This window comes from Streptomyces sp. NPDC048001 (genome assembly GCF_043203115.1).
Taxonomy (GTDB): domain Bacteria; phylum Actinomycetota; class Actinomycetes; order Streptomycetales; family Streptomycetaceae; genus Streptomyces; species Streptomyces sanyensis.
The window spans coordinates 362,770-386,394 of the sequence record NZ_JBIDBN010000001.1; the positions used below are offsets into that span (position 1 = coordinate 362,770).

Below are 23,625 nucleotides of genomic sequence, written 5' to 3' on the forward strand. Positions count from 1 at the left end.
CGCTGTGTAGGGTGACGGCCGTGGCCAGAGTCCGATTGAGCGTTGCGCAGCGCCGGGAGGAGCTGCTGAACGCCGCCGTGGAGCAGATCGAGCAGCGCGGTGCGGCGGCGGTGCGGATCGCCGACGTCGCCACCGCGCTCGGTGTCAGCAACGCGCTCGTCCTCTACCACTTCTCCTCCAGGGAGCAGCTGGTGGCCGCCGCGTTCAGCCATGCCGCCGACGCCGATCTGCGGCATCTGCGCAAGATCGCCGCCCGGCGCACCTCCGCGCTGCGGCGCCTGCGCTCGGCGGTGCGCTGGTACGCGCCCACGGGCCAGGCCAAGGGGTGGCGCCTGTGGATCGAGGCGTGGTCGATGTCGCTGCGCGATCCGGACCTGCGCGATCTGTCGCGCGGGCTGGACCAGCAGTGGAAGTCCGCCCTGGCCGAGGTGATCGCGGAGGGCGCCGCGGCGGGCGAGTTCTCCTGCGAGGACCCGGCGGCGGCCGCCTGGCGCCTGACGGCCTTCCTGGACGGCCTCGCCGTGCAGATGACCTGCTACGCAGGCGCGGTGTCCCGGGCGGCCATGCTCCAGTGGGCGGACGACGCGCTCGCCCGCGAGCTGGGGCTGGACCGGGAGGTTCCGGCGCCGGCCGGCGGCTGAGAGAGGGCGGCCCCGCTGCCCGTGCACCGCCCGTCCGGGAGCGGACGGGACGGCCACCGGGCGGCGGCGCCCGGCCCGTGGGCGGTCCCGCCCGGCCCCGGGGTCCGGGGCGGCCGGACGTGGCGGCTCACAGGGGCATGAGGTCCGGGCGCTTGGCCTCGACGTGGTCGCCGGAGCTCTGGCCGCGCAGGCGGCGGCCGATCCAGGGCACCAGGTGGTCGCGGGCCCAGTGGATGTCGTCCCGGCGCACCTCCAGGGCGCCCCGCGGGGGCAGCGGCGGCCAGGGCTGGTCGGGGTCGGCGGGCACCTCGATGCCCAGCACCTGGGCGGCCCGGAGCGCGACCCGGGTGTGCCCCTCGGGGGAGAGGTGCAGCCGGTCGGTGTCCCAGGCCCGCCGGTCCTGCACGGACCTCAGGGACCAGAGGTCGAGGACCGGGCAGCCGTAGCGGTCGGCGATCGCCCTGACGTGCGCGGTGTAGGTGGCGATCTTGCCCCGCAGGTGGCGCAGGACGGGGACGTCCCGGGTGTCGAAGCCGGTGGTCACCATGACCGTGCCCACCGAGGAGGTCAGATCCGCCACGGCGCGCTCGAAGCGGGCGGCGACGTCGTCGGGGTCGGTGCCGGGGCGGATGATGTCGTTGCCGCCCGCGCAGAAGGAGACCAGGTCGGGGGCGAGTTCCTTCGCCCTCGGGACCTGGTCGGCCACGATCTGGTCGAGCAGTTTGCCGCGTACGGCCAGGTTGGCGTAGCGGAAGGCGCCCTCCGGCGCGAGGTCGTCCAGGATCACCGCGAAGCGGTCGGCCCAGCCGACGAACGCGCCGTCCGGTCCGGGGTCGCCGACACCCTCGGTGAAGCTGTCGCCGATCGCTGCGTACGACCCGAATGTGCCGCTGGTCCGTGTTCTCGAATCGTCTGCCACGGACAGTATTTTCCCTGCCCGGATGTGACCTACGCGACCGTAGGGAGGGGTTGACGCCGGGTGATCTTTACCACCGGTCAAGTTTCCCCCAAGCCGGAATACGCGGAATCCCCCGCTCCGCGGGGTGGCGGTGCGGGGGACGCGTCGAGGCCCGGGAAGCGGTCCGCCGCCGGCGCGGGCCGGCGGCGGAACGTGCGGGGGGCGTCAGATCGAGACGCCGTGCTGGCGCAGGTAGGCCACCGGGTCGATGTCCGTGCCGTAGGAGGAACCGGTGCGGATCTCGAAGTGCAGGTGCGGGCCGGTGGAGTTGCCGGTGGAGCCGGAGAGCCCGATCTGCTGGCCGCCGCTCACCTGCTGGCCGCCGGAGACGGAGAGCGAGGAGAGGTGGGCGTACTGCGAGTAGGTGCCGTCGGTGTGGCGGATCACGACCTCGTTGCCGTAGGCCCCGGCCCAGCCCGCGGAGACCACGGTCCCGGCTCCCACGGCCTTGACCGAGGTACCGGTGGAGGCGATGAAGTCGACACCGGTGTGGTAGCCGCTGGACCACATGGCGCCGCTCTGGCGGTACGGCGTGGAGACGGTGGCCCCGGGGATGGGGGCGCTGAAGCCGGAGGCGGGGGCCTCGGCGGCGGGCTTCTGCGCGGGCGCGGCGGCCTTCCCAGCCGGTGCCGCGGCCTTCCCGGCCGGGGCGGCGGCCTTCTCGGCCGGGGCGGCGGCCTGGGCCGGGGCCGCCTCGCGGGCGTCGTCACGCGAGGCGCGGGGCGCCGATCCGGTGCGCACCTCGGGGTCGTTCTTCGCCGCGGACTTCGCGCCGATGGTGAGCTCCAGCCCCGGGTGGATCAGCGAGGGGTCGGCACCGATGGCGCGGCGGTTGTCGTCGTAGAGCTGCTTCCAGCCGCCGCGGAGGCCGCTGTCCTCGGCGATCTGCGACAGGCAGTCCCCGGCGACGACGGTGTACGTGCGGGGCGCCTGCGCGGCCGCGGCCGGGGCCGGGGCCGCCGCGGGGGCGGCAGCGGGCGCCGCGGCGGCCCGGGCGGGTGCGGCGGCGGGCGCCTGGCCCGTGGCCGCGTGGGCGCCCGCGGCGCCGAGCAGCGGCAGGGCGATGGCGGCGCCGCCGGTGCCCGCGACGACGAAACCGCGGGTCAGCGAGGTGGACTTGGGACGGCGGTGCTTACCCTTTCCGGGCATGGCGCATTCCTCTCCGGCGCCTGCGAGGTGAGCTGTCGGGTTCGAGCTGGAGATGCCCGATCGCGCAGTACACGCGATTTCACCCCAAGCCGTCCGAAATCAACCGGATACGGCGTACTACCTGGGTCCCCCGCTCCTGCCACGCGTGGGTGAGTGCGAACTCCGGTCGGCGGCAGGACTAGGCGGTCCGTCCGGATTGAGCGTGACCGTAGGCGAGCCGCCCCGGCGGAACAACCCACCCTGATCCACCGCACCCCGGGAACTCCCGCACGATCACCGCACCCCATCACCCTGCGTGGGCGACCACCCGTCAACTTCCGTCCCTGAACTGGAACTGACACTCCGGCAGCGGGCACGGTGCGTCACGATTATGATCCTGCTCACCCAGGCATTCCCATTTCCCCCATGAAAGGACACCGCCTACTCAAAAACCCAATCCGGACAGAAAGCGCGAAGGCTTATCGAATAGTGCACTTGCCGCGCAGGGCCCGGGGGCCTCGTCCCCTTCGCCCCCATTCCCCTCCACCGGGCCGGCGCACGCCCGCTCCACCCCGGGAGAGTGCGGACCGGCGCCACGGGGCGCAGGGGCGCGGGGCCGGGGCGGAAGCCCGGTGCCCGACGCTTCCCGCGCCCCCGGTCGAGATGGTTGCCGCATGAAACGGATGTCGTATCGTCGGGTTCCCGCCCTCGTCGGCCCCCGCCGACGGCTGTGACCCGAAGGAGTCCATGTGACGCAGCAGCTGCCGCAGGCCCCGTCGGCCGAGCCCGAGCTCGCCGGAGTCCGAAACTTCCGGGACGTGGGCGGGCTGCCGACCGTCGACGGCCGCACAGTCCGCCACGGCAGGCTCTACCGCAGCGGTCACCTCGCGCACGCGACCGCCGCCGACGCGGCGTTCCTCGCCTCGCTCGGGCTCCACACGATCTTCGACTTCCGCAACGCGGCGGACCAGCGGCTGGAGGGACCGGACGTCGACCTCCCCGGGGTGCGCAACCTCAACCTCCCCCTGAGCGACCCGGCCGACGGCGCCGAGTTCTGGCGGATGGTGCGCGACGGCGACCTGGAGCAGCTGAAGGCGATCCTCGCCGACGGCAAGGGCGCGGCGCGGATGACGGAGTCGTACCGCTCGATCATCCGGGAGCGGACCGCGGAGCACGGCCGTGTGCTCCACGCGATCGCCGAGGACAGCGTCCCGGCCCTGATGCACTGCGCGGCGGGCAAGGACCGCGCCGGTCTGTCCGTGGCCGTGACCCTCCTGGCCGTCGGCGTGGAGCGCGACGCGATCGAGGCCGACTACCTCAAGTCCAACGACCCGCACCGCCGCTACAAGGTCCGGCGCGGGCCCGGTGCCCCCGAGGGGATGTCGCCCGCGGTCATGGAGCTGCTGAACCCCCTCTTCGACGCCCGCGCCTCCTATCTGGAGGCGGCCTTCGAGGCCATCGACGACACCTGGGGCGGTACGGAGCGCTATCTGTCCGAGGGTCTCGGCCTCTCCCCCGCCACCCGTGAACGGCTGCGCGGGCGGCTCCTCGACGGCGCCTGAGCCCGCGAGACACCCGAGGGGCCCGCGGGCCCCTCGGGTGCACGCCGTCCCCTGCGGAGCGGCGGGTCTACTGGTTCGAGCCTCCCACCAGGAACAGCAGGTAGAGGAAGGCCGCGATGACGTGGCCGGCGACCAGGTAGGCGAAGAGGCGTATCACCAGGCCGCGGGGGAAGCGGTCCCCGCGCGGTCCGCCCGCCTCGCCGCTGCGGCCGTCCAAGGGGTCGTGGGACATCGCGTGATCACCTGTCTCGGGTCAGGGGCGGACGGATCCGTGGGGGTGGGGGTCGGGGCTCCGGAGCAGCGTGTGGACGAAGAGCAGCTCGGCGCCGCCGGGTTCGGCGGCGGCGATGCGGTGGGGGGTCTCCGAGTCGAAGTGCGCACTGTCCCCCGGCCCCAGCTCGTGCACGGTGTCGCCGAGCGCGAGCCGCAGCCGGCCCTCGACGACGTGCAGCCACTCCTCGCCGGGGTGCACCCGGACCAGGTCGCCCTGGGTCCCGTAGGGGACGGTGACCCGCAGCGCCTGCATGGCCCGGCCGGGCGCGCCGGCCTGGTGGTAGGTCCAGCCGTCCGCCCGGACCGCCTCGTGGCGGCCCGCACTGATGACCGGCTCGCGTTCGGGGGCCTGCTCGCCGAGCACCTCGCCCACGGTGGTGCCGTAGACACGGGCGAGGGCGAGCAGCAGGGGCAGCGAGGGCTGGCGGTTGCCCGTCTCCAGCCGGGAGAGGTGCGCCGGGGAGAGTCCGGCGCGGCGGGCGGCGGACTCCAGGGTGAGCCCCCTGCCCCGGCGCAGGTCCCGTAGTCTCGGGGCGACGGCGTCGAGCCCCTCGGGCGCCGGGTCGGCGGAAGTGGTCATGCCTCCATTCCGCCACCCTTTTGCCGTTGGGGCAAGTTTCTTGCCTGGGAGGCAAACGGAGCGCCCTCCGACGGCGGCCGTGGACGGCTCCCCGGGAACGGCTCCCCGCCCGTCGGAGGCCGCTGCCGCCGACGGCACCGGGCGGCGGGTCGCACGCGCCTCCCGTGCCCGGAGGTGAGCCCGGAGCCCGTGGAGGTCGTCCTCCACCGGCTCCGTCGGGAGCACCCGGGCGTCATCGGTGACGAGGCCCTTCCGCGGGAGCCGGAAGGGGTGCGCGGCACCATCCCCGAGGGGGACCTCCGCCGCCGTCCTCCGTGCCGCCTCCGGGCGGAACCCCGGCGGCGCCTTCCGGGACGCTCCGCAGGTGCCCCGCCCCTGCGGCTCAACGCGCCCCGTCCAGGCGGGCCAGCAGATGGGCGTCGAGGAAGCCCCGCTCGGAGGCCGGATCATGGAGCAGCCTGGCGAACACGGGGAGCCCGGCCCCGGCCAGCAGCTCGGCGAGCCGGTCCGGCGGCCAGCTGTAGGCGGGCGCCACCCTGTGGTCGAAACGGACCGGCCCGGGTGCCTCGGTCGCGAAGAACGAGACCAGGAGCAGCCCCCCTGGTGCCAGGACACGCGCCTGCTCGGCGAGCAGCGCGGGCAGTTCCCGCGGAGGGGTGTGGATCATCGAGTAGTGGGCCAGCACTCCGCCGAGCGCGCCGTCCCCGACGGGAAGGGCCTCCATCCGCGCCTCGGAGAAGCACAGCGCGGGATGGGCCCGCCGGGCGTACCCGACCATGGCCGGGGAGAGGTCGAGCCCGAACGCGTCGACCCCCAGCTCGTGCAGCATGGCCGTCAGATGCCCGGGCCCGCAGCCGACATCGGCCGCGCGCGGGTTGCCCGTCCCGCGCACCAGCTCCGCGAAGGTGTTGATCATGTTCCGCGCGAACGGCTGCGTCTCCAGCCGGTCGCCGAACATCGAGGCGTACAGCTCGGCGACCTCGTCGTAGGCCGCCCTGGTCCGTTCCCGGTGGTCCGACACGGGAGGGAACGTAGCACCCCGGTCCGCAGCCGCTCCCCGGCCCATGGCGGCTCCCTTCGCCGCCGCCGCGGACGAACCCGGACCGCCCGGGCGGAACCGCCGCCGGGCTCCGCGGCGGGGGCCGGGAGCACCTGGAGCGGCGGCCGGCCCGCGACCGGGCGTCGGCTCCGCGGGGAACCGGCGGGCCCCGTCCCGGCGGGCGGGCCGGTGCCGGGCGCCGGTCAGCGTCCGGAGACGGCTTGCTTGACCAGGGTCCGGCCGAAGTCCCACAGCAGACCGCCGCCGGAGTGCGCGTCGTCCATCACCGCGGTGAAGGCGGACACGAAGCGGTCCACCTCCGCCTCGCCGATGATCAGCGGCGGGATCAGCTTGATCACCTCCAGGCGGTCCCCGGAGACCTGGGTGAGGATCCGGTGGCGGTGGAGCAGGGGGTGCACCACCGTCTGCGCGAAGAGCCCCTTGCGGGCCGCCTGGAGCATCGTCCAGCGGCTGCGCAGGCCCAGGGAGTCGGGGCGGCCGAACTCGATCCCGATCATCAGCCCCCGGCCGCGTACCTCGTGGAGCAGCTCGTAGCGGTCCACCAGGGCGGCGAGCCGGGAGCGCAGGAGTTCCCCCGTCACCCGGGCGTTGGCCACGACCTGCTCGTCCTCCAGCACCGCCAGCACCGCGAGCCCGGCGGCCATGGCCTGGGCGTTCGAGCCGAAGCTGGCCGAGTGCACCAGGACCCGGTCCATCGAGGAGTAGACCTTCTTGAAGATCCAGTCCCGCCCCAGGGTCGCGCCGACGGGGACGTACCCGCCGGAGAGCGCCTTGGCCACGCACACCAGGTCGGGTTCGATCCCGGCCTCGTACTGGAAGGCGTAGAAGTCGCCGGTGCGCCCGAGGCCGGTCTGCACCTCGTCGGCGATCAGCAGGGCGCCGTGTCGGTGCAGCAGCTCCTGGGCGCCCTGCAGGAAGCCGGGCGGTGCCGGGTGGACCCCCTTGCCCTGGATCGGCTCGACGACCAGGCCCGCCACGTCCCCCCGGGCCAGCTCCCGCTCCAGGGCGTCGAGGTCGCCCAGTTCGATGGCGGTGTCGGGCAGCAGGGGCGCGAAGCCCTCGCGGAACCCGCTCTCGCCGTTGACGGAGAGGGAGCCGGCGGTCAGCCCGTGGAAGGCGTGGGTGCAGTAGAGGATCCTGGGGCGCCCGGTGGCGTACCGGGCGAACTTCAGCGCCGTCTCCACGGCCTCCGTGCCGCTGTTGCCGAAGAAGACCCGCTCCAGGTGGGGGGTGTGCCCGAGGAGCTTCTCCGCGAGGAGCCCGGGCAGCGGCTGGCAGTCGAAGCGGGTCAGGTCGGCGAGCTGGGCGTCGAGCACGTCGTGCAGGGCGCGGCGCACGACCGGGTGGTGGCGGCCCAGGCCCATGACGCCGAAGCCGGCCAGCATGTCCAGGTAGTCGTTGCCGTCCGCGTCCCAGAAGTAGGCGCCCTCGGCGCGTTCGTATACCTTGTCGAAGCCGAGGGTGTGCAGCATCCGCGGCAGTTGGTGGTTGAGGTGGCGGCTGTGCAGCGCGTAGCGCTCGCCGCCGCGCCGCGCCAGCAGCTCCGCCAGGTCGAAACCCCCCGGTGCCCGGGTCATCGCTCAGCTCTCCTCGTCTCGTGGACCGCTCCGCCGCCGGGCGCGCGGGCGGCGGAGCGCCGCCCGCGCGCCGCCGTTCACCGCGTGCCGCCGACCGACTCCCGCGCCGCCCTCAGGGACTCCTTGAGGGAGCCCATCGTGGCGAGGACGGCGGTGGGCTCGTACCCGCAGTGCGCCATGCAGTTGGCGCAGCGGGCGTCCTTCCCGCGGCCGTAGGCGTCCCAGTCGGTCTCCTCGACCAGCTGGCGGTAGGTCGGGACGTAGCCGTCGCTCATCAGGTAGCAGGGCCGCTGCCATCCGAAGAGGGAGTAGTTGGGGATGGCCCAGGCGGTGCAGGGGAAGTCGGCCCTGCCCTCCAGGAAGTCGAGGAAGAGCGGGGAGTGGTTCAGGCGCCAGCGGCGGCGGTTGCCCCCCGCGAAGGCCTTGCGGAACAGTTCGCGGGTCTGCTCCACGCCGAGGAAGTGCTCCTGGTCAGGTGCCTTCTCGTAGGCGTAGGCGGGCGAGATCATCATCTCGTCCACGCGGAGCTCGTCGTTGAGGTAGTCGAGCACCTCGACGACGGTCTGGGGGGTGTCGGTGTTGAAGAAGGTCGAGTTGGTGGTGACCCGGAACCCCCGGCGCTTGGCCTCCTTGATCGCGGCCACCGCCTCGTCGAACACGCCCTCCTTGGCGACCGACTCGTCGTGGCGCTCGCGCAGCCCGTCGATGTGCACGGCGAAGGCGAAGTACGGGGAGGGCGTGAACTTCTCGATCTTCTTGCGCAGCAGCAGGGCGTTGGTGCACAGGAAGACGTACTTGCGGCGCGCGACCAACTGGCGCACGATCTCGTCGATCTGGGGGTGCATCAGCGGTTCCCCGCCCGCGATGGAGACCATCGGGGCGCCGGACTCCAGCACCGCGCCGACCGCCTGCGCCACCGGCATCCGCTGCTTGAGCACCCCGGCCGGGTGCTGGATCTTCCCGCACCCCTCGCAGGCGAGGTTGCAGGCGTACAGCGGCTCCAGTTCGACGATCAGCGGGAACTTCTCGCGCCTGCGGAGCTTCTGTTCGAAGAGATAGGTCCCGACCCTGATGGTCTGGCGGAGCGGCATGGCCATCTGGCTCACCTCCTGGGGAGCAGCAAAGAACGGTGCCATTCGTGGAATGCGGGAAGGACGGCACAAAGGACGCGGAATGCCGATATTCCACCGCGCACGGTGCTGATCCTGACCAGTTCGTGCTCGGGGGCGTCCACGACCACCCGGACGGCGGCAACCGGGCGGGGGCCCGCCGCCAGGGCGCTGCGCAGGGTGGCCGCGGACTCCATGTCCACGGCGATCGCCCCGGTCGCCTCCAGCCGGGCGCGCTCCGGGCCGCGCACCACGTGGTCGGCTCCGGCCAGCACCCCGGCGTGGACGGTGCGGCCGGGCAGGGCGCGTGCCACCGCCCGCCGCAGCAGGGCGGGTTCGGTGCAGCGCGTGCCGGTGCCGTCGGCGCGGGTCTCGTCGGCGACCACGACGTCGCCCGGGTGCATCCCCGGGGCGAGTCCGGCGCAGAATCCGGAGGCGACCACTGCGGCCCGTCGGAGCGGGTCGGTGGAGCAGGCGGCGAGCACCGCCCGCTCGGCGTTGGCCGGGCCCATGCCCGTGCGCAGCACGGTGGCGGCGGCCCCGCGGGCCGGCCTGCGCAGGGCGAGGCGCTCGATGCCCAGTGCGCAGGCGACCAGCAGCGGCGCGTCCCCGGGGGCCGCGGCCTCCGGCGGGAGGGCCATCAGGCCCCCTCGCGGGGGCCCGCGGGGCCGGTCGACGGGCCGCCGTGGAGATAGCGGCCGAGCGCGGTGAGCGGGAAGACCTGCCGGTAGAGGTGGTAGTTGATGGAGAAGTCCCAGGGGAAGCCGGTGCCGGTGAACTGCGGCTCGTCCCAGGATCCGTCGGGGTGCTGGGACGCGGCCAGCCAGCCGACACCGCGCCGCACCGCCGCACCGTCGTGCTCCCCCGCCGCCAGCAGGGCGAGCAGGGCCCAGGCGGTCTGGGAGGCGGTGGACCCACCGCGCCCGATCCAGCTCCGCTCGCGGTAGGAGCGCAGGTCCTCGCCCCAGCCTCCGTCCTCGTTCTGGACGGACTCCAGCCAGGCGACGGCGCGCCGGACGGCGGGGTGGGCGGGCGGCAGGCCCGCGGCCGTCAGGGCCGGGACCACCGCGCCCGTGCCGTAGACGTAGTTGACGCCCCAGCGGCCGAACCAGGCGCCGCTGGGCTCCTGTTCGGCCAGGAGCCACCGCAGTCCGCGGCGGACGCGGGGGTGGTCGGCCTTGCCCTCGTGGGCGAGCATCTCGACGACGTGCGCGGTGACGTCGGCGGACGGAGGGTCCACCACCTCGCCGAAGTCGCAGAAGGGCAGCCGGTTCGGGAAGGGGCTGGTGTTGTCGGCGTCGAAGGCGGCCCAGGCTCCGTTGCGGGACTGCATGCCGAGGGTCCAGCGGGCGCCGCGCTCGGCGGCCGCCTCGATGCGTGCGGGGTCGGGGTGGCTCACCCGGCGCAGTGCGAGGATCACCTCGGCGGTGTCGTCGATGTCGGGGTAGTTGTCGTTGTGGAACTCGAACGCCCAGCCGCCCGGGCCGAGTTCCGGGCGCCGGACGGCCCAGTCGCCGGGTCGGACGATCTGCTCGCCGAGCATGAAGTCCGCGGCCTTGACGAGGGCGGGGTGGTCGGGCGGCACGCCCGCGTCGCCGAGGGCGATGGTGGCGAGGCAGGTGTCCCAGACGGGCGACTGGCAGGCCTCGACCATGCGGACGGGCAGGCCGTCCTGCTCCCTCCAGACGGCGAAGCGGTCCAGGGAGGCGAGCCCTTCCCGCAGGACGGGGTGGTCGAGGTCGTAGCCGAGGAGGTGGAGGGCGATGAGCGAGTACACGGCCGGGGGCTGGATGCCGCCCCAGCAGCCGTCGTTCTCCTGGCGCTCGACGATCCAGCGGGCGGCGCTGCGCATCGCGGCGCGGCGCAGCATCCGGGGCGCGACGCGGTGGTAGTGGTGCAGGAGCCGGTCGGCGCGCTGGAAGAGGCCGTCCCAGCTGGTCGCCGGGGCCATCCTGCGCGGCGGGCAGGGCTCGTCCGGGTCGCTGTGCAGCTCCTCGAGGGCGAAGGGCGCGGGCCGCACCGGCCGCTTCGCGGAGACGATGGACAGGGGCACGATGGTCTGCCGGGCCCAGCAGCCGAAGTCGTAGATGTTCAGCGGGAACCAGGTCGGCAGGAAGATCAGCTCCGGCGGCAGCTCGGGCAGGTCCTCCCAGCGCCACCAGCCGAAGAGCGCGAGCCAGATGCGGGTGAAGACCCGGCTGGCGGCGATGCCGCCCTGGCCGCGGATCCAGAGCGCGGCGCGCAGCATGTGCGGGTCGTCCGGCCGGTCCCCGGCCAGCCGCAGCGCGACGTACGCCTCCACGGTGGTGGACAGGTCGCCGGGACCTCCGTGGAAGGAGGCCCAGGTGCCGTCCTCGCGCTGGAGGCCGCGGACATGGCGTGCGGAGGCCTGGGTGGTGCGCTCGTCCCGGATGCCGAGGAACTGCCGCAGCAGCAGGTCCTCGGCGTCCATGGTCACATTGGTCTCGAGGTCGCCCTTCCACCAGCCTCCCTCGTCCTGGCGGTCGAGCAGGTGCCGCACCGCCCGCTCCGCCGCCCGGGCCGCGGCCGCGCGGGGGTCGGAGGGGGGCGCGGCCGGGGTCTTGCGCACCGGGGCCCCCGGGCCGGCCCCGGCGGTCGCGGTCCGCGCTCCGGCGGGCGCGGAGCCGGCCCGCACGGGCCCGCTGCCGCCGTCGGTCGTCGCTGTCATGGTGTCCCCTTCATGGCAGTGGTCTCGCATGAGCTTCTGCTGAGCTGGGGTATCCGTCGGCCGGTGACCGCGTGGGTCACCGGCCGGCGACGCGCGTCATATGCTGCGGGGGGTGCTCCGCCCGGTGGTGCTGGCAGTGATGGTGATCATCTCTTTCGTACGACGACGAAGTCCGCGAGCGCGACGAGCTGTTCGCGGACCTCCCGGGGCATGTCGACGCGGTCGAGGGCCCCGATCGCGACGGCGTGCTGGCGGCGGGCCTCCTGGGCGGTCCACTCGCGGCCGCCCGCCTCCTCGATGAGGGCCGCCCGGACGGCGAACTCCTCCTCGGAGAAGGTGTCGAAGTCGATGCTCTTGGCGTCCGCCGCGAGCAGTTCGCCGAGCCGCGCCGAGGCCGGGCCGTCCGCGGCGAGCGCGGCGACGACCGGGAGCGACTTCTTGCGCTGGCGCAGGTCGCTCCAGGTCTGCTTGCCGGTGGACTCCGGGTCGCCCCAGATGCCGAGGAGGTCGTCCACGGCCTGGAAGGCGAGGCCGAGGTGGTGGCCGTAGGACTCCAGGATGTCGGCGGTGCGGTCGTCGGCGCCGCCGAGCACCGCGCCGATGGAGACGGCGCAGGCGAGCAGCGCCCCGGTCTTGTTGCCCTCCATCTCCAGGCACTCCTCGACGGTGACCCGCTCGCGGTGCTCGAAGGAGATGTCCTGGGCCTGGCCGTCGATGAGCTTGCGGGTGGCGGTGGTCAGGCGCCGGGCGGCCCGTCCGGCCTCCACCGTGCCCAGTTCCAGGAGCAGTTCGTTGGCCAGGGCGAACAGGGCGTCGCCGACGAGGATGGCCTGCGCGGGACCGTGCACCTTCCAGACCGTGTCCCGGTGGCGGCGCTGCTCGTCCCCGTCCATCAGGTCGTCGTGGAGGAGGGAGAAGTTGTGGACGAGTTCGACGGCCACCGCGCCGGGGACGCCGACCTCGGGCTCGGCGCCGGCCGCCTCGGCCGACAGCAGGGCCAGGGCGGGGCGCACGGCCTTGCCGCCGTCTCCGTGGGAGGGGTTGCCCGCGGCGTCGATCCAGCCGAAGTGGTAGGCGGCCACGGTGTCCATGGGCGCGGCGAGGCGGTCCACCGCTGCGCGCAGCACCGGCGTGGACAGGGCTCGTCCGCGCTCCAGCAGCGCGGCGATGTCCGTGTCGGGCACGGTCCTTGCGGTCTGTGCGGTGTCTTCGGCCGGATGGGCCGAGGGCACTGTCGGCACGCTTACTCCTCTGATTCCGGTACGGATGCTCACGCCGCCTCCCCGGGCGGGTTGCCGTGGGGGCGGCCGAGCGCGGAGAGCGCAGCGGCTGCGGCACTGAAGCCGCTGCGTACGGCACCCTCCATGGTTGCGGGCCAGCCGGTGGCCGTCCACGCGCCAGCAAGGTACAGGCCGGGGGCACGGGTGTGCGCATCCGGCCGGAGCCTGGCGACCCCGGGGGCGGGCGCGAAGGTCGCGGTGCGCTCCCGGGTGACGAAGAAGTCCCGGACCCGGGCGCCGCGTGCCGCGGGCAGCAGCCGTTGGAGTTCGGGCAGGTAGCGCTCGCGCAGCACGGCGACGGGATCGTCGATCTCGTCCTGCGCCGCGGACTGCGAGAGCGCGAGGTACTGGCCCCCGGTGGCGCCGGAGGCCCCGGTCCGGTCGAAGACCCACTGGACGGGCGAGCCGAGCGCCGCGGCGAAGGGCCCGCGCATCACCCGGCGGTCGTAGTGGACGTGGACGTTGAGGATGGGCGCGGTGCCGATGTCCAGGAGCCGCCCGGGCTCGGGGAGGGCGCCCTCGGGGAGCAGTGCGTGGGTCTCGCGCTGGGCGGTGGCGAGGACCACGGTGTCCGCGTCGAGCCGCCGTTCGCCCGCCGCGACCCGCCACCGGCCGTCGGTCCGGGTGAGGTCGCGGACACGGGTGGACAGTTCGGTGCGCACCCCCGCCTCGTCGAGCGCCTTGCGGCTCAGCGTGTCGTGGAGGTCGCCGAGCGGGACGCGTGCCCAGCCGATGTCCGCCGCTCCGCGCTCGGAGAGCAGGCCGGTCCTGAACACCATGGCGGCCAGCCCCATCGACACCTCGGGGGCGCGGGCGTTGAGCGTGGCGACGCCGACCAGGTCCCACAGCGCGGCGACGGCCCTCGGGGACTGCCCCCGGCGGGCCAGCCAGGTGGCGAAGTCGATGCCGTCCAGGGCGGGGTCGGCCGGGTCGAGGCGCCGGAGCGCGAGGGCGGCGCGGGCGACGGCGGCGCGCTCGGCGAGCGAGAGGTGCGGGTAGCGGGCGAGCCCTCCGGCGAGGTGGAGCGGGACGGGCAGGCCGGTGCGGCGCAGCCGGCCGAGGCGCGGTCCGCCGGGAGCCGCGGCGTCGACCACGGGGACGTCGAGCCGGTCCTGCAGGGGGGCGAGGGAGGTGGCCCCGATCCGTTCCAGCAGCCAGCGGTAGGCGGTGCAGCAGCGCAGGAAGACGTGCTGCCCGTTGTCCACGGTGAGTTCGCCCCGGCGGAAGGAGAAGGCCAGCCCGCCGAGCCGGGGGCGGCCTTCGAGCAGGGTGACGTCCAGTCCGGCGTCGGCGAGGCGGAGCGCGGCGGTGGTGCCGGCGATGCCGCCGCCCACCACCACGGCGCTCCGGGGCCCGGGTGCGTCGGAGCTCACGCGCGCCCCCGGGGGACGCGCCGGGTGTCGAGACCGGACAGGCCGCGGACGGCGACGTACGCCTTCTCCCGGCCGGGCAGGGACACGCGTCCGCGCAGTACGGCGTGCGGGTCGCGGTCGATGCGGTCCAGGAGCCGGCGGTAGATCCCGGCCATCGCCGCGACGCAGGCGCCGCTGCGGCGGTCGAGCAGGGGCAGCAGCCGGTAGCCCTCGGTGAACAGGGCCCTGGCGCGGCGCACCTCGAAGCGGACCAGTCCCTCGAAGTCGGCGCCCGGCGGGAGGGTGCGGCCCGCGAAGCCGTCGGTGCAGCCGAACCTGGCGAGGTCGTCGGCGGGCAGGTAGAGGCGTCCGTTGCCGGCGTCCTCGCGGACGTCGCGGAGGATGTTGGTGAGCTGGAGGGCGAGGCCCAGGGTGTCGGCGTACTCGGCGGCGCGTTCGGCGCCCGGTGCCCCGGACGTGGTGCCGAAGACCCCGAGGGAGAGCCTGCCGATGGCGCCCGCGACGCAGCGGCAGTACTCCCTGAGGTCGTCCCAGGTCTCGTAGGTGCGGCCCCGCACGTCCATGAGCACGCCGTCGATCAGTTCGTCGAGTCCGTCGAGGGGGATCGGGAAGCGGGCGGCCGCGTCGGCGAGGGCCACGGCGACGGGGTCGGTGTCGTCCTCGGCGACGTCGTCCTTGCGGATGCGGTCGAGCAGGTGGCGGGTGTCCTCCAGCCGGGACTGCTTGGCCTCCGGGGCGAGGCCCCCGTCGCCGATGTCGTCGACGCGGCGGGAGAAGGCGTAGAGCGCCGACATGGCCTGGCGCTTGCCGGTCGGGAGCAGCCTGATCCCGTAGGCGAAGTTGCGGGCCTGCTGCCCGGTGACGGCCTCGCAGTAGCGGTAGGCCGCCTGCACCGGGGCCGGCATGCGCTCGGGTTCCTCCATCGTCCGGCTCATCCCTTTCTCCGTGCCCTTCGCAAGACCTGTCCCGTTTCTCGAAGTACCTCCACCTTTGTCGCTTTTGGTGGCCCGGGCAGCACATCATGTCCGGCGGCGGCGATCGCCGCGAGCGCGGCACGCCCACCGCCGACGAAACCGGCGAGCAGCAGCCGCAGCCTGCCGTGCACGCTGCCGACGAGAGCGGCGCCCTCGTCGAGGAGCCCGGCCGCCCGCTCCGCCTCGGCGGCGACCAGGGCGCGCACCGGGGCGCCCGCGGAGGGCGCGGCCAGCTCGTCCTCCGTGACGCGGAAGCGCTTGAGGTCCTCGGCGGGCAGGTACACCCGGTCGCGTGCCAGGTCCTCGGCGACGTCCTGGAGGTGCTCGACGACCTGGAGGGCGGTGCAGACGGCGTCCGAGCGGCGGATCCGCTCGGGGCTCGCCGTCCCGGTGATCCCGAGGACGAGCCGGCCGACGGGGTTGGCCGAGAGCTCGCAGTAGGCGAGGAGGTCGTCCCAGGATCCGTAGCGGCGCACCAGCTGGTCCTGGCGGTTGGCCGCGATCAGCGCGCGGAAGGGCTCGGGGGTGAGGGAGCACCGCCGCACGGTGGGGCGCAGGGCGCCCAGCAGCGGGTGGCGGGGGGCGCCGCCCGGGGCGAAGACCCGTTCGAGGTCGACCTCGAGGGCGTCGAGCAGGGCGAGGCGGTCGGCGCCGTCGCCGTCGCCGGCGCCGAGCCACCGGGCGTCGGCCCCTGCGGGGTCGAGGTCGCCGTCGCCGATGTCGTCGACCAGGCGGGCGTATCCGTAGACGGCCATCAGGTCCCCGCGCCAGGCGCGGGGGAGGAAGAAGGGGGCGACCGGAAAGTTCTCGTCGGCGGCCTTGTCGAGGGTGGCACGGGCCCCGGCCGGGCGTGCCTGCCGTGCTCCCGTCACCGCGCGACGCCCCCTGCCGCGGGGGCCGCGGAGGCCGCGCGGAGCTGATGGGTTTCCGTCAAGGCCGTCACATCTCCTAGTTGTACACCGCTGAACCGGTACATCCCTTTTCGGACACGCCGCCCCCGAGCGGGCCCCCTGTGCCGAGCAGAAGAAGGGTCACTTTGGCACGGTTTGCCCCACTTGCCGAGAATGCGCACCGGACCAGCTTACGTCGTACAACGTCCGGGCCCGCCGCGGGGTGCCCGTGATCGGCGGCCGGAAACGAGCGGGCCCCCGCCGTGCGGCTGCGGCGGGGGCCCGGGGAGCGCCGTCGGGGGTGGGCGCGACCGCACGGCCGGGCATCCGCCCGGCCGGGGCGCCGCGCTACTTGCCCGTCTCCTTCTCGTACGCCCGGATGACCTCGTCGGTGGGACCGTCCATCAGCAGTTCCCCCTTCTCCAGCCACAGGACGCGGTCGCAGGTGTCCCTGATCGACTTGTTGCTGTGGCTGACCAGGAACACCGTGCCCGCCTGCTTGCGCAGTTCCCGGATGCGCCGCTCGGAGCGGATCTGGAAGCGGCGGTCGCCGGTGGCGAGCGCCTCGTCGATCATCAGCACGTCGTGGTTCTTGGCGGCGGCGATGGAGAAGCGGAGCCTGGCGGCCATGCCGGAGGAGTAGGTGCGCATCGGCAGGGTGATGAAGTCGCCCTTCTCGTTGATCCCGGAGAAGTCGACGATGTCCTGGTAGCGCTCGCGGATCTCCTCGCGCGACATGCCCATGGCCAGGCCGCCGAGTATGACGTTCCGCTCGCCGGTGAGGTCGTTCATCAGCGCCGCGTTCACGCCGAGCAGCGAGGGCTGCCCGTCGGTGTACACCTTGCCGCTCTCGGTGGGCAGCAGGCCCGCGATGGCGCGCAGCAGGGTCGACTTGCCGGAGCCGTTGGTGCCGATCAGGCCGATGGCCTCACCGCGGTACGCGGTGAAGGAGACACCGCGGACGGCGTGCACCTTGCGCACCCCGCGGGACTGCCCCCGGTCGCGGCGCAGGATGCGGCTCAGCGCGGCCGTCGCGCTGCCGCGCCCGCCCCCGCCCGCGTTGACCCGGTACACGATGTGGACGTCGTCGGCGATCACCGTGGGGATCCGCTCCCCCGCGGGCGTCGCAAGCATCTCGTCAGCCACGGCCGTACCGCTCCTCCGCCTTCCAGAAGTACACGAAGCCCGCGACGCCGGCGACGAGCGCCCAGGCCAGCCCGGCGGCCCACACGTGGGAGGGCAGGTTGGACGAGCCGTACTCGTCGATCAGGGCGAAGCGGACCAGGTCCATGTAAATCGCCGCGGGGTTGTACATCAGGATGTCCGCGATCCAGGCCGGGCGGTCCTTGAGCATGATCGGGATCGAGAACATCACGCCCGACGCGTACAGCCAGGTGCGCATCACGAAGGGCATCAGCTGGGCCAGGTCCGGCGTCCTGGCACCCAGCCGGGCCATGATCAGCGCCAGGCCGGTGTTGAACACGAACTGGAGGGCCAGGGCGGGGACCACCAGCAGCCAGGACCAGGTGGGCAGGCTGCCGAAGGCCACGACCACGGCGACCAGCACGACCATGGAGAACAGCAGCTGCTGGAGCTGCTGGAGCGAGAAGGAGACGGGGAGCGAGGCCCTGGGGAAGTGCAGCGCCCGCACCAGGCCCAGGTTGCCCGAGATCGCCCGCACGCCGGCCATCACCGAGCTCTGGGTGAAGGTGAACACGAAGACGCCGGTGACCAGGAAGGGCACGTAGACGCTGGTCGACATCCCCCGGTTGGCCTGGAGGATCAGGCCGAAGATCAGGAAGTACACCAGAGCGTTGAGCAGCGGGGTCGCCACCTGCCACAGCTGGCCGAGCTTGGCCTTGCTGTACTGGGCCGTCAGCTTGGCCTGCGAGAAGGCCAGGATGAAGTGGCGCCGCCCCCACAGCTGACGGACGTAGTCGGCCAGCCCGGGGCGCGCGCCGCTGACGGTCAGGCCGTGGGCGGCCGCCAGCTGCGCCGGTGGGAGGTCGTCCTCGACTGGCGGGGCCGGGCTCGTGGCGACGGCACCGTGGTGGGTTGTCTCACTCACAAGTGGATACTTTCATGGTCAAGTTGCACGGCGATCGGGGGCTGGGACGTCCCCCGCCGCCCCGGGCCCAGATGCTCTCAGAACCGAGCTTGTCAGATCACAGGAGGTCGGCCCATCCGTGTGAGCCGCCACACAGTACGCCACCTCATGGGGCGGCGTCCCCCGCAGGGGGTGCGCCAGCCCTCCGCGAAGCCGGAGAACCAGGCCCGCAGCGCGGACGCGGAGGGGCGGCGGAGCAGGGTCAGCAGCAGCCACACCCCGAGGTAGACGGGGACCAGCGGCGCGGGCAGGTTCCGGCGGGCCAGCCAGACGCGGTTGCGGGCCACCAGGCGGTGGTACACGGCGTGCCGGGACGGCGGCGCGGTCGGATGGAAGAGCACCATGTCGGCCCGGTAGCCGACCGACCACCCGGCGTCCAGGGCGCGCCAGGCGAGGTCGGTCTCCTCGTGTGCGTAGAAGAACTCCTCCGGCAGCCCCCCGACCTCGGCGAACACCGCGGTGCGAACCGCGTTGGCACCGCCGAGGAAGGTGGTCGCGCGGGAGGAGCGCAAGGGGTCCGAGGCACGCAGCCGCGGGACGTGGCGGCGCTGGGTGCGCCCCGTGTCGGGGTCGGCGATGCGGAAGCCGACGATGCCGAGGCGGTGGTCGGCGGCGAAGGCCTCGCGCACCAGGCGTGCGGTGTCGGTACGGGCGAGCCGCCCGTCGTCGTCCAGGAAGAGCAGCACGTCGACGTCCCGGCCGGCCGGGCCGAAGGCCTCGATGCCGGCGTTGCGGCCGCCGGGGATGCCCAGGTTCTCGGGGAGTTCCACGGTCCGCACGCCCTCGGGGAGGCCGGTGACCGGGGTTCCGTTGCCGACCACGACCACCTCGACCCGGTCGCCCTCCTGGGCGGCGACCGAGTCGAGCAGGGCGCGCAGTTCCCCGGGGCGGTCCCCCATGGTGATGACCACCGCGCCCACGGTGAGCGGTGCCGTCACTTCAGCCTGCTCGACGCCAGGATCGACACCAGGTGGAGCACGGTCTGGAGCAGGGCGATCCCGGCGAGCACCGCCACACCGAGCCGGGTGAAGAACAGGTCGCCGCGGATCTCGTCCGCGACCGCCAGGACCAGGATCAGCAGCGACGCCTCGATGCCGAGGACCAGCCGGTGGAACTTCAGCGCCGCCGCCGCACGGCGGGCCAGCGCCATCCCCGAGGAGCGCGGCTCGGAGGCGGCCTCCTTGACCGGCGGCAGCCCGCCTTGGTGCCGGGCGAGGCCCACGAGGTCGGTCTCCGCCTTGATCAGGATCGCCCCGAGGGCGGCGAGGGTGCCCAGGAAGGCCCACAGCCAGTCGATCCGCCCGGAGCCCCACAGGTCGGCGGCGCGCAGGCCGAAGCCCACCAGGACCGCCGCGTCGCAGAGGTAGGCGCCCACCCGGTCGAGGTAGACCCCGCCGAGCGAGAACTGCTTCTTCCAGCGGGCGACCTCGCCGTCGACGCAGTCCAGCAGCAGGTACAGCTGCACCATGACGACGCCGAGGACGGCGCCCCACACTCCGGGCACCAGCAGGGCCGGGGCGGCGAGCACGCCGAAGACGGTCATCAGATAGGTCAGCTGGTTGGGCGTGACCCGGGTGGCGACCAGGTACCGGGTGATCCTCAGCGAGATCTCCCGCATGTACAGGCGACCGCCCCAGTGCTCACCGCTGCGCCGGTCCTTCACGCCCGGCGGGTGCACCACGGGGCGGAGTTCAGCTACTGATGGTCTTGGCATAGTCGGCGTACGCGTCCCTGATCTGGTCGTGGGTGAGGTCAAGGTGCTCCAGGACCGTGAACCGTCCCGGGCGGGTCTGCGGGGCGTACTCCACGGCGCGCACGAACTCCTCCGCGGAGAACCCGATCTCCTGCGGCAGCACCGGCAGGCCGTGGCGGCGCAGCACCTCGGCGAAGCTCCGGGCCTGTGCGTGCTCGCCGCGCAGGTGCATGGCGAACGCGGCCCCCAGTCCGACCTGCTCGCCGTGGCTGGCGGCGCGCCCGGGGTACAGCAGGTCGAAGGCGTGGCTGATCTCGTGGCAGGCGCCCGAGGAGGGGCGGGAGTCGCCGCTGATGGACATGGCGATCCCGGAGAGCACCAGCGCCTCGGCGAGCACGGTGAGGAAGGCGTCGTCGCCGACGGTCCCCGGGTGGCGCAGCACCGACTCCCCGGCGGTCCGGGCCATGGCGGCCGCGAGGCCGTCCACGCTCTCGCCCGTGACCCGGTGGGAGAGTTCCCAGTCGGCGACGGCCGAGAGGTTGGAGACCGCGTCCCCGATCCCGGAGCGCACGAAGCGCGCGGGAGCGTCGCGGACCACGTCCAGGTCGATGACCATGGCGATCGGCGACGGGACTCCGTAGGAGCCGCGGCCGTTGTCGTTGTCGAGGATGGAGATCGGCGAGCACAGGCCGTCGTGCGCGAGGTTGGTCGCGACGGCGACCAGCGGCAGGCCGACGCGTGCGGCGGCGTACTTCGCCACATCGATGATCTTGCCGCCACCAAGGCCCACGACGGCGTCGTAGCGGCTGCCCTTGATGCCGTCGGCGAGCTTCACCGCGGAGTCGATGGTCCCGTCGCCGACCTCGTACCAGTCCGCCCCGGGAAGGGCGGGGGCCAGGCGCTCGCGCAGGGCGAGGCCGGAGCCGCCGCTGACGGCGAAGGCCAGCCTGCCGGAGGAGGAGATCCGCTGGTCGGCCAGGAGCCCGGCGAGGTGGTCCAGCGCCCCGGCGCGGATGTCGACGACGACGGGCGAGGGGATGAGGCGGGTCAGTACCGGCACGCGATCTCACGGCCCTTCGCGAGGTCGTCGTGGTTGTCGATCTCCACCCACGCGACCTCCCCGATCGGGGCCACGTCGAGGGTGAACCCGCGGTCGACCAGTTCCTGGTAGCCGTCCTCGTAGTAGAGGTCGGGGTCCCTCTCGAAGGTGGCCCGGAGGGCGTCGGCCAGGTCGGCGGCCGCCTCGGGCTCGATGAGGGTGACGCCGATGTACTCGCCGGTGGCCTCGGCGGGGTCCATGAGCTTGGTGATCCGCCGGACGCCCGCGCCGTCCTCGGCGACCACCTTCATCTCCTCGTCGGCGAGCTTCTTGGCGGTGTCCAGGGCGAGGATGATCCGCCTGCCCCCGCCGCGGGCCGCCAGCAGCGAGCGCTCGACGGAGACCGGGTGGACGGTGTCGCCGTTGGCGAGGATCACGCCGCGGGAGAGCAGGTCACGGGCGCACCACAGGGAGTAGGCGTTGTTCCACTCCTCGGCCTTGTCGTTGTCGACGAGGGTGAGGGTGAGGCCGTACTTCTCCTCCAGCTGCGCCTTGCGCGCGTACACCGCCTCCTTGCGGTAGCCGACGACGACGGCGGCCTCGGTGAGGCCGATCTCCGCGAAGTTGGCGAGCGTGAGGTCGAGGACGGTGAGCGAGCCCTCGCCCTGCGGGTCCACCGGCACGAGGGCCTTCGGGAGCGTGTCGGTGTAGGGACGCAGGCGGCGTCCGGCACCGGCTGCCAGTACGAGGCCGATCATGCGGGTTCTCCTTCGTCGTGTACGGCGGGTGCGCCCCGCCGGTGGGCCGACACCCAGAAGCGGATGCTCTCGGCGAGCACCACGAGCGCGAGGGCGCAGGCGAGCGCCGTCAGCGCGACGGCCAGGCCGTCCCCGTCCAGCAGGAGCGCCAGCAGCGCCACCGCCAGGACCCGCCCCTCGTGACCGCCGAGCGCCCGTACGAGCCACCCCGGCGGTGCCCCGGCCCCGCCGCGGATGCGGTACACGGTGTCGTAGTGATGGTAGGCGACGGCCGCCACCAGCCCGTAAGCGGCCGGAAGGGCGCCGTTCACCCCGGCGTGGGCGGCGAGCAGCAGGACGGTGAGGTACTCGGCGGCGCGGAAGACCGGCGGGACGAGCCAGTCGAGCGCGCCGGTGAGCGGCCGTGCGACGGCGGCGCCCGAGGAGGCGCAGTAGAGGAGGGCCGCCAGGACCGTCCAGGGCGAGCCGTAGCCGGTCAGGCCCGCGGTGGCGACGAGCGCGGCGGCCCCGGCCGCGGCCAGCACCGGCGTGGCCATGCCCGGCAGCCGCCGGGCCGGGCCGCGGGCCGCCCGGGCCACCGCGGAGGCGAGCGGGCCGGAGTCGGCCAGGTCCGCCAGGGCGCGCGCGGCGCGGTCGGTCCGGGTGGCCCGGCGGGTCAGCGAGCGCAGCACGCGCCCCGCGGTGGTGTAGCAGGCGGCGAAGGCGCAGCCGGCGATCAGGGCCCAGAACACGACGCGGGGGGTGGTCACCGCGGTGAGCACGGCGATCATGGCCCAGCGCTCGCCGATGGGCAGCACGATCATGCGGCGGACCCAGACCGTCCAGCCCAGGCCGTCCAGGCGGTCGGAGAGGGCGGCGGTGGGACTGGTGTTGCCGGTGGCGTCGTGGTTGGCCTCGTTGAAGGAGAAGTCGACCACATGGCGGCAGGTCTGGAGGACCATCGCCCCGAGCGCCAGCGCCCACACGTCGTCCCCGTTGCGGGCCGCGCCGAGGGCGAGACCCGCGTAGAACGCGTACTCCTTGGCCCGGTCGAAGGTGGCGTCCAGCCAGGCCCCGAGGGTGGAGTACCGGAGGGAGTAGCGGGCGAGCTGCCCGTCGGTGCAGTCCAGCACGAAGGAGACGATCAGCAGCAGCCCGGCGGCGACGTAGCCGGGGCGGGTGCCGGTGGCTGCGCACCCCGCGGCAACCAGTGCGGTGAGCAGCGAGGCGGTGGTGACCTGGTTGGGCGTGAGTCCCCGGCGCGCGCACCAGCGGGCGAGGTAGCGCGAGTAGGGGCTGATGCAGAAGGTGGTGAAGAACCCGTCGCGGGCCTTCACCGCGGAGCGCAGCCGCACCGCCTCGTCGTCCACGGCCTCGACCGAGGCACGCGCCCGGTGGCGCTGCTCGGCGTCGTCGGGGGTCTCGGCGACGAGCGGGCCGAGGTCCGGGCGGTGCACGGCCGTCCCCTCCGCCTCCAGGGCGGTCGCGGCGCCGTCGGGGAGCGCGGCCCGGCCCTCCGCGGCGGCGGTGCGCAGGGCCCCGGCGAGCGCCGGGCGCGCCTCCGGCTGCGCGGTCAGGGCCCCGGCGACGGCGGCGGCGGGGAAGCGGGGGTCGGTGAGCGCGAGGCGCAGGGAGTGGACGTGGCCGACGAACCGGGGGTCGACCAGGGCGACCCGCTCCCGGGCCGGGGCGGCCGCGACCAGCGCGGCGGCCTCGTCGGGCCCGGCCGCGACGCGTACGTCGAAGCCGAGCGACCGCAGATCGCCCTCCAGCGACGACCCGGGTACCGGCGGACCGGTGAGGATGGCGGTCGACAGACGAACTCACTCCTTGGAGCTGACGCGGCGGGATCCGCGCGGCCCGGCCCGGACCCCGGGCGGCGGCGCGTCGGCAGAGGCTATCGGATGGCGGGGAGCGGAAATTCATCGGGCGTTCACACCGCCGAGGTCCGCGCG

The 23,625-nt window shown here is 74.0% G+C and carries 22 protein-coding genes and 1 riboswitch; of the genes, 2 read left to right on the top strand and 20 right to left on the bottom strand.

Features of this window, described 5'->3' with window-relative positions; all coding sequences use genetic code 11:
- Positions 1–20: 20 nt before the first annotated feature.
- On the top strand, positions 21–641 hold the full coding sequence (locus ACGF15_RS01470) for a TetR/AcrR family transcriptional regulator (RefSeq protein ID WP_345608645.1): 621 nt from the start codon (positions 21–23) through the stop codon (positions 639–641).
- A 127-nt stretch (positions 642–768) separates the two neighbouring features.
- Here ACGF15_RS01470 and ACGF15_RS01475 read toward each other — a convergent pair whose 3' ends face one another.
- Positions 769–1,560, bottom strand: a complete 792-nt coding sequence (locus ACGF15_RS01475; protein ID WP_345608647.1) for an SGNH/GDSL hydrolase family protein — start codon at positions 1,558–1,560, stop codon at positions 769–771.
- 204 nt (positions 1,561–1,764) lie between these two features.
- Positions 1,765–2,748, bottom strand: coding sequence for a peptidoglycan DD-metalloendopeptidase family protein (locus tag ACGF15_RS01480; protein ID WP_392796544.1), 984 nt, complete (start codon positions 2,746–2,748; stop codon positions 1,765–1,767).
- Positions 2,749–2,752: 4 nt separating this feature from the next.
- Positions 2,753–2,910: riboswitch (cyclic di-AMP (ydaO/yuaA leader) on the bottom strand.
- Between the two features lie 566 nt (positions 2,911–3,476).
- Between ACGF15_RS01480 and ACGF15_RS01485 the strand changes: the two genes are divergently transcribed.
- A complete protein-coding gene (locus ACGF15_RS01485; RefSeq protein ID WP_345608651.1) occupies positions 3,477–4,289 on the top strand; it encodes a tyrosine-protein phosphatase in 813 nt (270 codons plus the stop codon).
- A gap of 67 nt (positions 4,290–4,356) precedes the next feature.
- Here the strand turns inward: ACGF15_RS01485 and ACGF15_RS01490 are convergent, their stop codons facing one another.
- The 18 genes from ACGF15_RS01490 to ACGF15_RS01575 all read right to left on the bottom strand — a co-directional run bounded on the left by ACGF15_RS01490 (position 4,357) and on the right by ACGF15_RS01575 (position 23,487).
- The gene (locus tag ACGF15_RS01490) at positions 4,357–4,521 is read right to left on the bottom strand and encodes a DUF6126 family protein (protein WP_256526094.1); all 165 of its coding nucleotides are present in this window, start codon (positions 4,519–4,521) and stop codon (positions 4,357–4,359) included.
- 21 nt (positions 4,522–4,542) lie between these two features.
- Positions 4,543–5,142, bottom strand: coding sequence for an XRE family transcriptional regulator (locus tag ACGF15_RS01495; RefSeq protein ID WP_345608656.1), 600 nt, complete (start codon positions 5,140–5,142; stop codon positions 4,543–4,545).
- 382 nt (positions 5,143–5,524) lie between these two features.
- Positions 5,525–6,208 (bottom strand): methyltransferase domain-containing protein, encoded by a 684-nt coding sequence (locus ACGF15_RS01500; protein WP_392796545.1) that lies wholly within the window; start codon positions 6,206–6,208, stop codon positions 5,525–5,527.
- A 176-nt stretch (positions 6,209–6,384) separates the two neighbouring features.
- Positions 6,385–7,779, bottom strand: coding sequence for an aspartate aminotransferase family protein (locus ACGF15_RS01505; RefSeq protein ID WP_392796546.1), 1,395 nt, complete (start codon positions 7,777–7,779; stop codon positions 6,385–6,387).
- Between the two features lie 77 nt (positions 7,780–7,856).
- Positions 7,857–8,876 carry an adenosyl-hopene transferase HpnH gene (gene hpnH / locus ACGF15_RS01510; RefSeq protein WP_345608662.1) on the bottom strand — a complete coding sequence of 340 codons (1,020 nt, stop codon included), beginning with the start codon at positions 8,874–8,876 and terminating at the stop codon, positions 7,857–7,859.
- 5 nt (positions 8,877–8,881) lie between these two features.
- Positions 8,882–9,529, bottom strand: a complete 648-nt coding sequence (locus ACGF15_RS01515; protein WP_345608664.1) for a 1-hydroxy-2-methyl-2-butenyl 4-diphosphate reductase — start codon at positions 9,527–9,529, stop codon at positions 8,882–8,884.
- On the bottom strand, positions 9,529–11,577 hold the full coding sequence (shc, locus tag ACGF15_RS01520) for a squalene--hopene cyclase (protein ID WP_392796547.1): 2,049 nt from the start codon (positions 11,575–11,577) through the stop codon (positions 9,529–9,531). Before shc ends, ACGF15_RS01515 begins: the two co-directional genes overlap by 1 nt.
- A gap of 146 nt (positions 11,578–11,723) precedes the next feature.
- A complete protein-coding gene (locus ACGF15_RS01525; protein WP_392796880.1) occupies positions 11,724–12,809 on the bottom strand; it encodes a polyprenyl synthetase family protein in 1,086 nt (361 codons plus the stop codon).
- A 38-nt stretch (positions 12,810–12,847) separates the two neighbouring features.
- Positions 12,848–14,230, bottom strand: a complete 1,383-nt coding sequence (gene hpnE, locus ACGF15_RS01530) for a hydroxysqualene dehydroxylase HpnE (protein ID WP_392796548.1) — start codon at positions 14,228–14,230, stop codon at positions 12,848–12,850.
- A complete protein-coding gene (gene hpnD / locus ACGF15_RS01535) occupies positions 14,227–15,165 on the bottom strand; it encodes a presqualene diphosphate synthase HpnD (RefSeq protein WP_345608668.1) in 939 nt (312 codons plus the stop codon). Before hpnD ends, hpnE begins: the two co-directional genes overlap by 4 nt.
- Entirely contained in the window at positions 15,162–16,076 is a 915-nt protein-coding gene (hpnC, locus tag ACGF15_RS01540; protein ID WP_392796549.1) for a squalene synthase HpnC, read from the bottom strand. The genes hpnD and hpnC overlap by 4 nt, the downstream gene beginning before the upstream one ends.
- Before the next feature lie 366 nt (positions 16,077–16,442).
- On the bottom strand, positions 16,443–17,228 hold the full coding sequence (locus ACGF15_RS01545; protein WP_345609817.1) for an ABC transporter ATP-binding protein: 786 nt from the start codon (positions 17,226–17,228) through the stop codon (positions 16,443–16,445).
- A gap of 4 nt (positions 17,229–17,232) precedes the next feature.
- Positions 17,233–18,162 carry an ABC transporter permease gene (locus ACGF15_RS01550; protein WP_345608672.1) on the bottom strand — a complete coding sequence of 310 codons (930 nt, stop codon included), beginning with the start codon at positions 18,160–18,162 and terminating at the stop codon, positions 17,233–17,235.
- Positions 18,163–18,254: 92 nt separating this feature from the next.
- Positions 18,255–19,100: a glycosyltransferase gene (locus ACGF15_RS01555; protein ID WP_345609819.1), complete on the bottom strand. Its 846-nt coding sequence runs from the start codon at positions 19,098–19,100 to the stop codon at positions 18,255–18,257.
- Between the two features lie 35 nt (positions 19,101–19,135).
- Positions 19,136–19,915 (bottom strand): CDP-alcohol phosphatidyltransferase family protein, encoded by a 780-nt coding sequence (locus ACGF15_RS01560; protein WP_345608674.1) that lies wholly within the window; start codon positions 19,913–19,915, stop codon positions 19,136–19,138.
- Positions 19,893–20,954 carry an iron-containing alcohol dehydrogenase family protein gene (locus tag ACGF15_RS01565; protein ID WP_345608677.1) on the bottom strand — a complete coding sequence of 354 codons (1,062 nt, stop codon included), beginning with the start codon at positions 20,952–20,954 and terminating at the stop codon, positions 19,893–19,895. Before ACGF15_RS01565 ends, ACGF15_RS01560 begins: the two co-directional genes overlap by 23 nt.
- Positions 20,942–21,691, bottom strand: a complete 750-nt coding sequence (locus tag ACGF15_RS01570) for a phosphocholine cytidylyltransferase family protein (protein WP_345608679.1) — start codon at positions 21,689–21,691, stop codon at positions 20,942–20,944. The genes ACGF15_RS01565 and ACGF15_RS01570 overlap by 13 nt, the downstream gene beginning before the upstream one ends.
- Positions 21,688–23,487, bottom strand: a complete 1,800-nt coding sequence (locus ACGF15_RS01575; protein ID WP_392796881.1) for a DUF5941 domain-containing protein — start codon at positions 23,485–23,487, stop codon at positions 21,688–21,690. Before ACGF15_RS01575 ends, ACGF15_RS01570 begins: the two co-directional genes overlap by 4 nt.
- Between the last annotated feature and the right edge of the window lie 138 nt (positions 23,488–23,625).

Coding starts and splice junctions, on each gene's coding strand:
- ACGF15_RS01480 (WP_392796544.1), bottom strand. CDS start 2,748: ATGCCCGGAAAGGGTAAGCACCGCCGTCCCAAGTCCACCTCGCTGACC.
- ACGF15_RS01490 (WP_256526094.1), bottom strand. CDS start 4,521: ATGTCCCACGACCCCTTGGACGGCCGCAGCGGCGAGGCGGGCGGACCG.
- ACGF15_RS01495 (WP_345608656.1), bottom strand. CDS start 5,142: ATGACCACTTCCGCCGACCCGGCGCCCGAGGGGCTCGACGCCGTCGCC.
- ACGF15_RS01500 (WP_392796545.1), bottom strand. CDS start 6,208: ATGGGCCGGGGAGCGGCTGCGGACCGGGGTGCTACGTTCCCTCCCGTG.
- ACGF15_RS01505 (WP_392796546.1), bottom strand. CDS start 7,779: ATGACCCGGGCACCGGGGGGTTTCGACCTGGCGGAGCTGCTGGCGCGG.
- hpnH (WP_345608662.1), bottom strand. CDS start 8,876: ATGGCCATGCCGCTCCGCCAGACCATCAGGGTCGGGACCTATCTCTTC.
- ACGF15_RS01515 (WP_345608664.1), bottom strand. CDS start 9,529: ATGGCCCTCCCGCCGGAGGCCGCGGCCCCCGGGGACGCGCCGCTGCTG.
- shc (WP_392796547.1), bottom strand. CDS start 11,577: ATGACAGCGACGACCGACGGCGGCAGCGGGCCCGTGCGGGCCGGCTCC.
- hpnD (WP_345608668.1), bottom strand. CDS start 15,165: ATGAGCCGGACGATGGAGGAACCCGAGCGCATGCCGGCCCCGGTGCAG.
- ACGF15_RS01545 (WP_345609817.1), bottom strand. CDS start 17,228: ATGCTTGCGACGCCCGCGGGGGAGCGGATCCCCACGGTGATCGCCGAC.
- ACGF15_RS01555 (WP_345609819.1), bottom strand. CDS start 19,100: ATGGGGGACCGCCCCGGGGAACTGCGCGCCCTGCTCGACTCGGTCGCC.
- ACGF15_RS01560 (WP_345608674.1), bottom strand. CDS start 19,915: ATGCCAAGACCATCAGTAGCTGAACTCCGCCCCGTGGTGCACCCGCCG.
- ACGF15_RS01570 (WP_345608679.1), bottom strand. CDS start 21,691: ATGATCGGCCTCGTACTGGCAGCCGGTGCCGGACGCCGCCTGCGTCCC.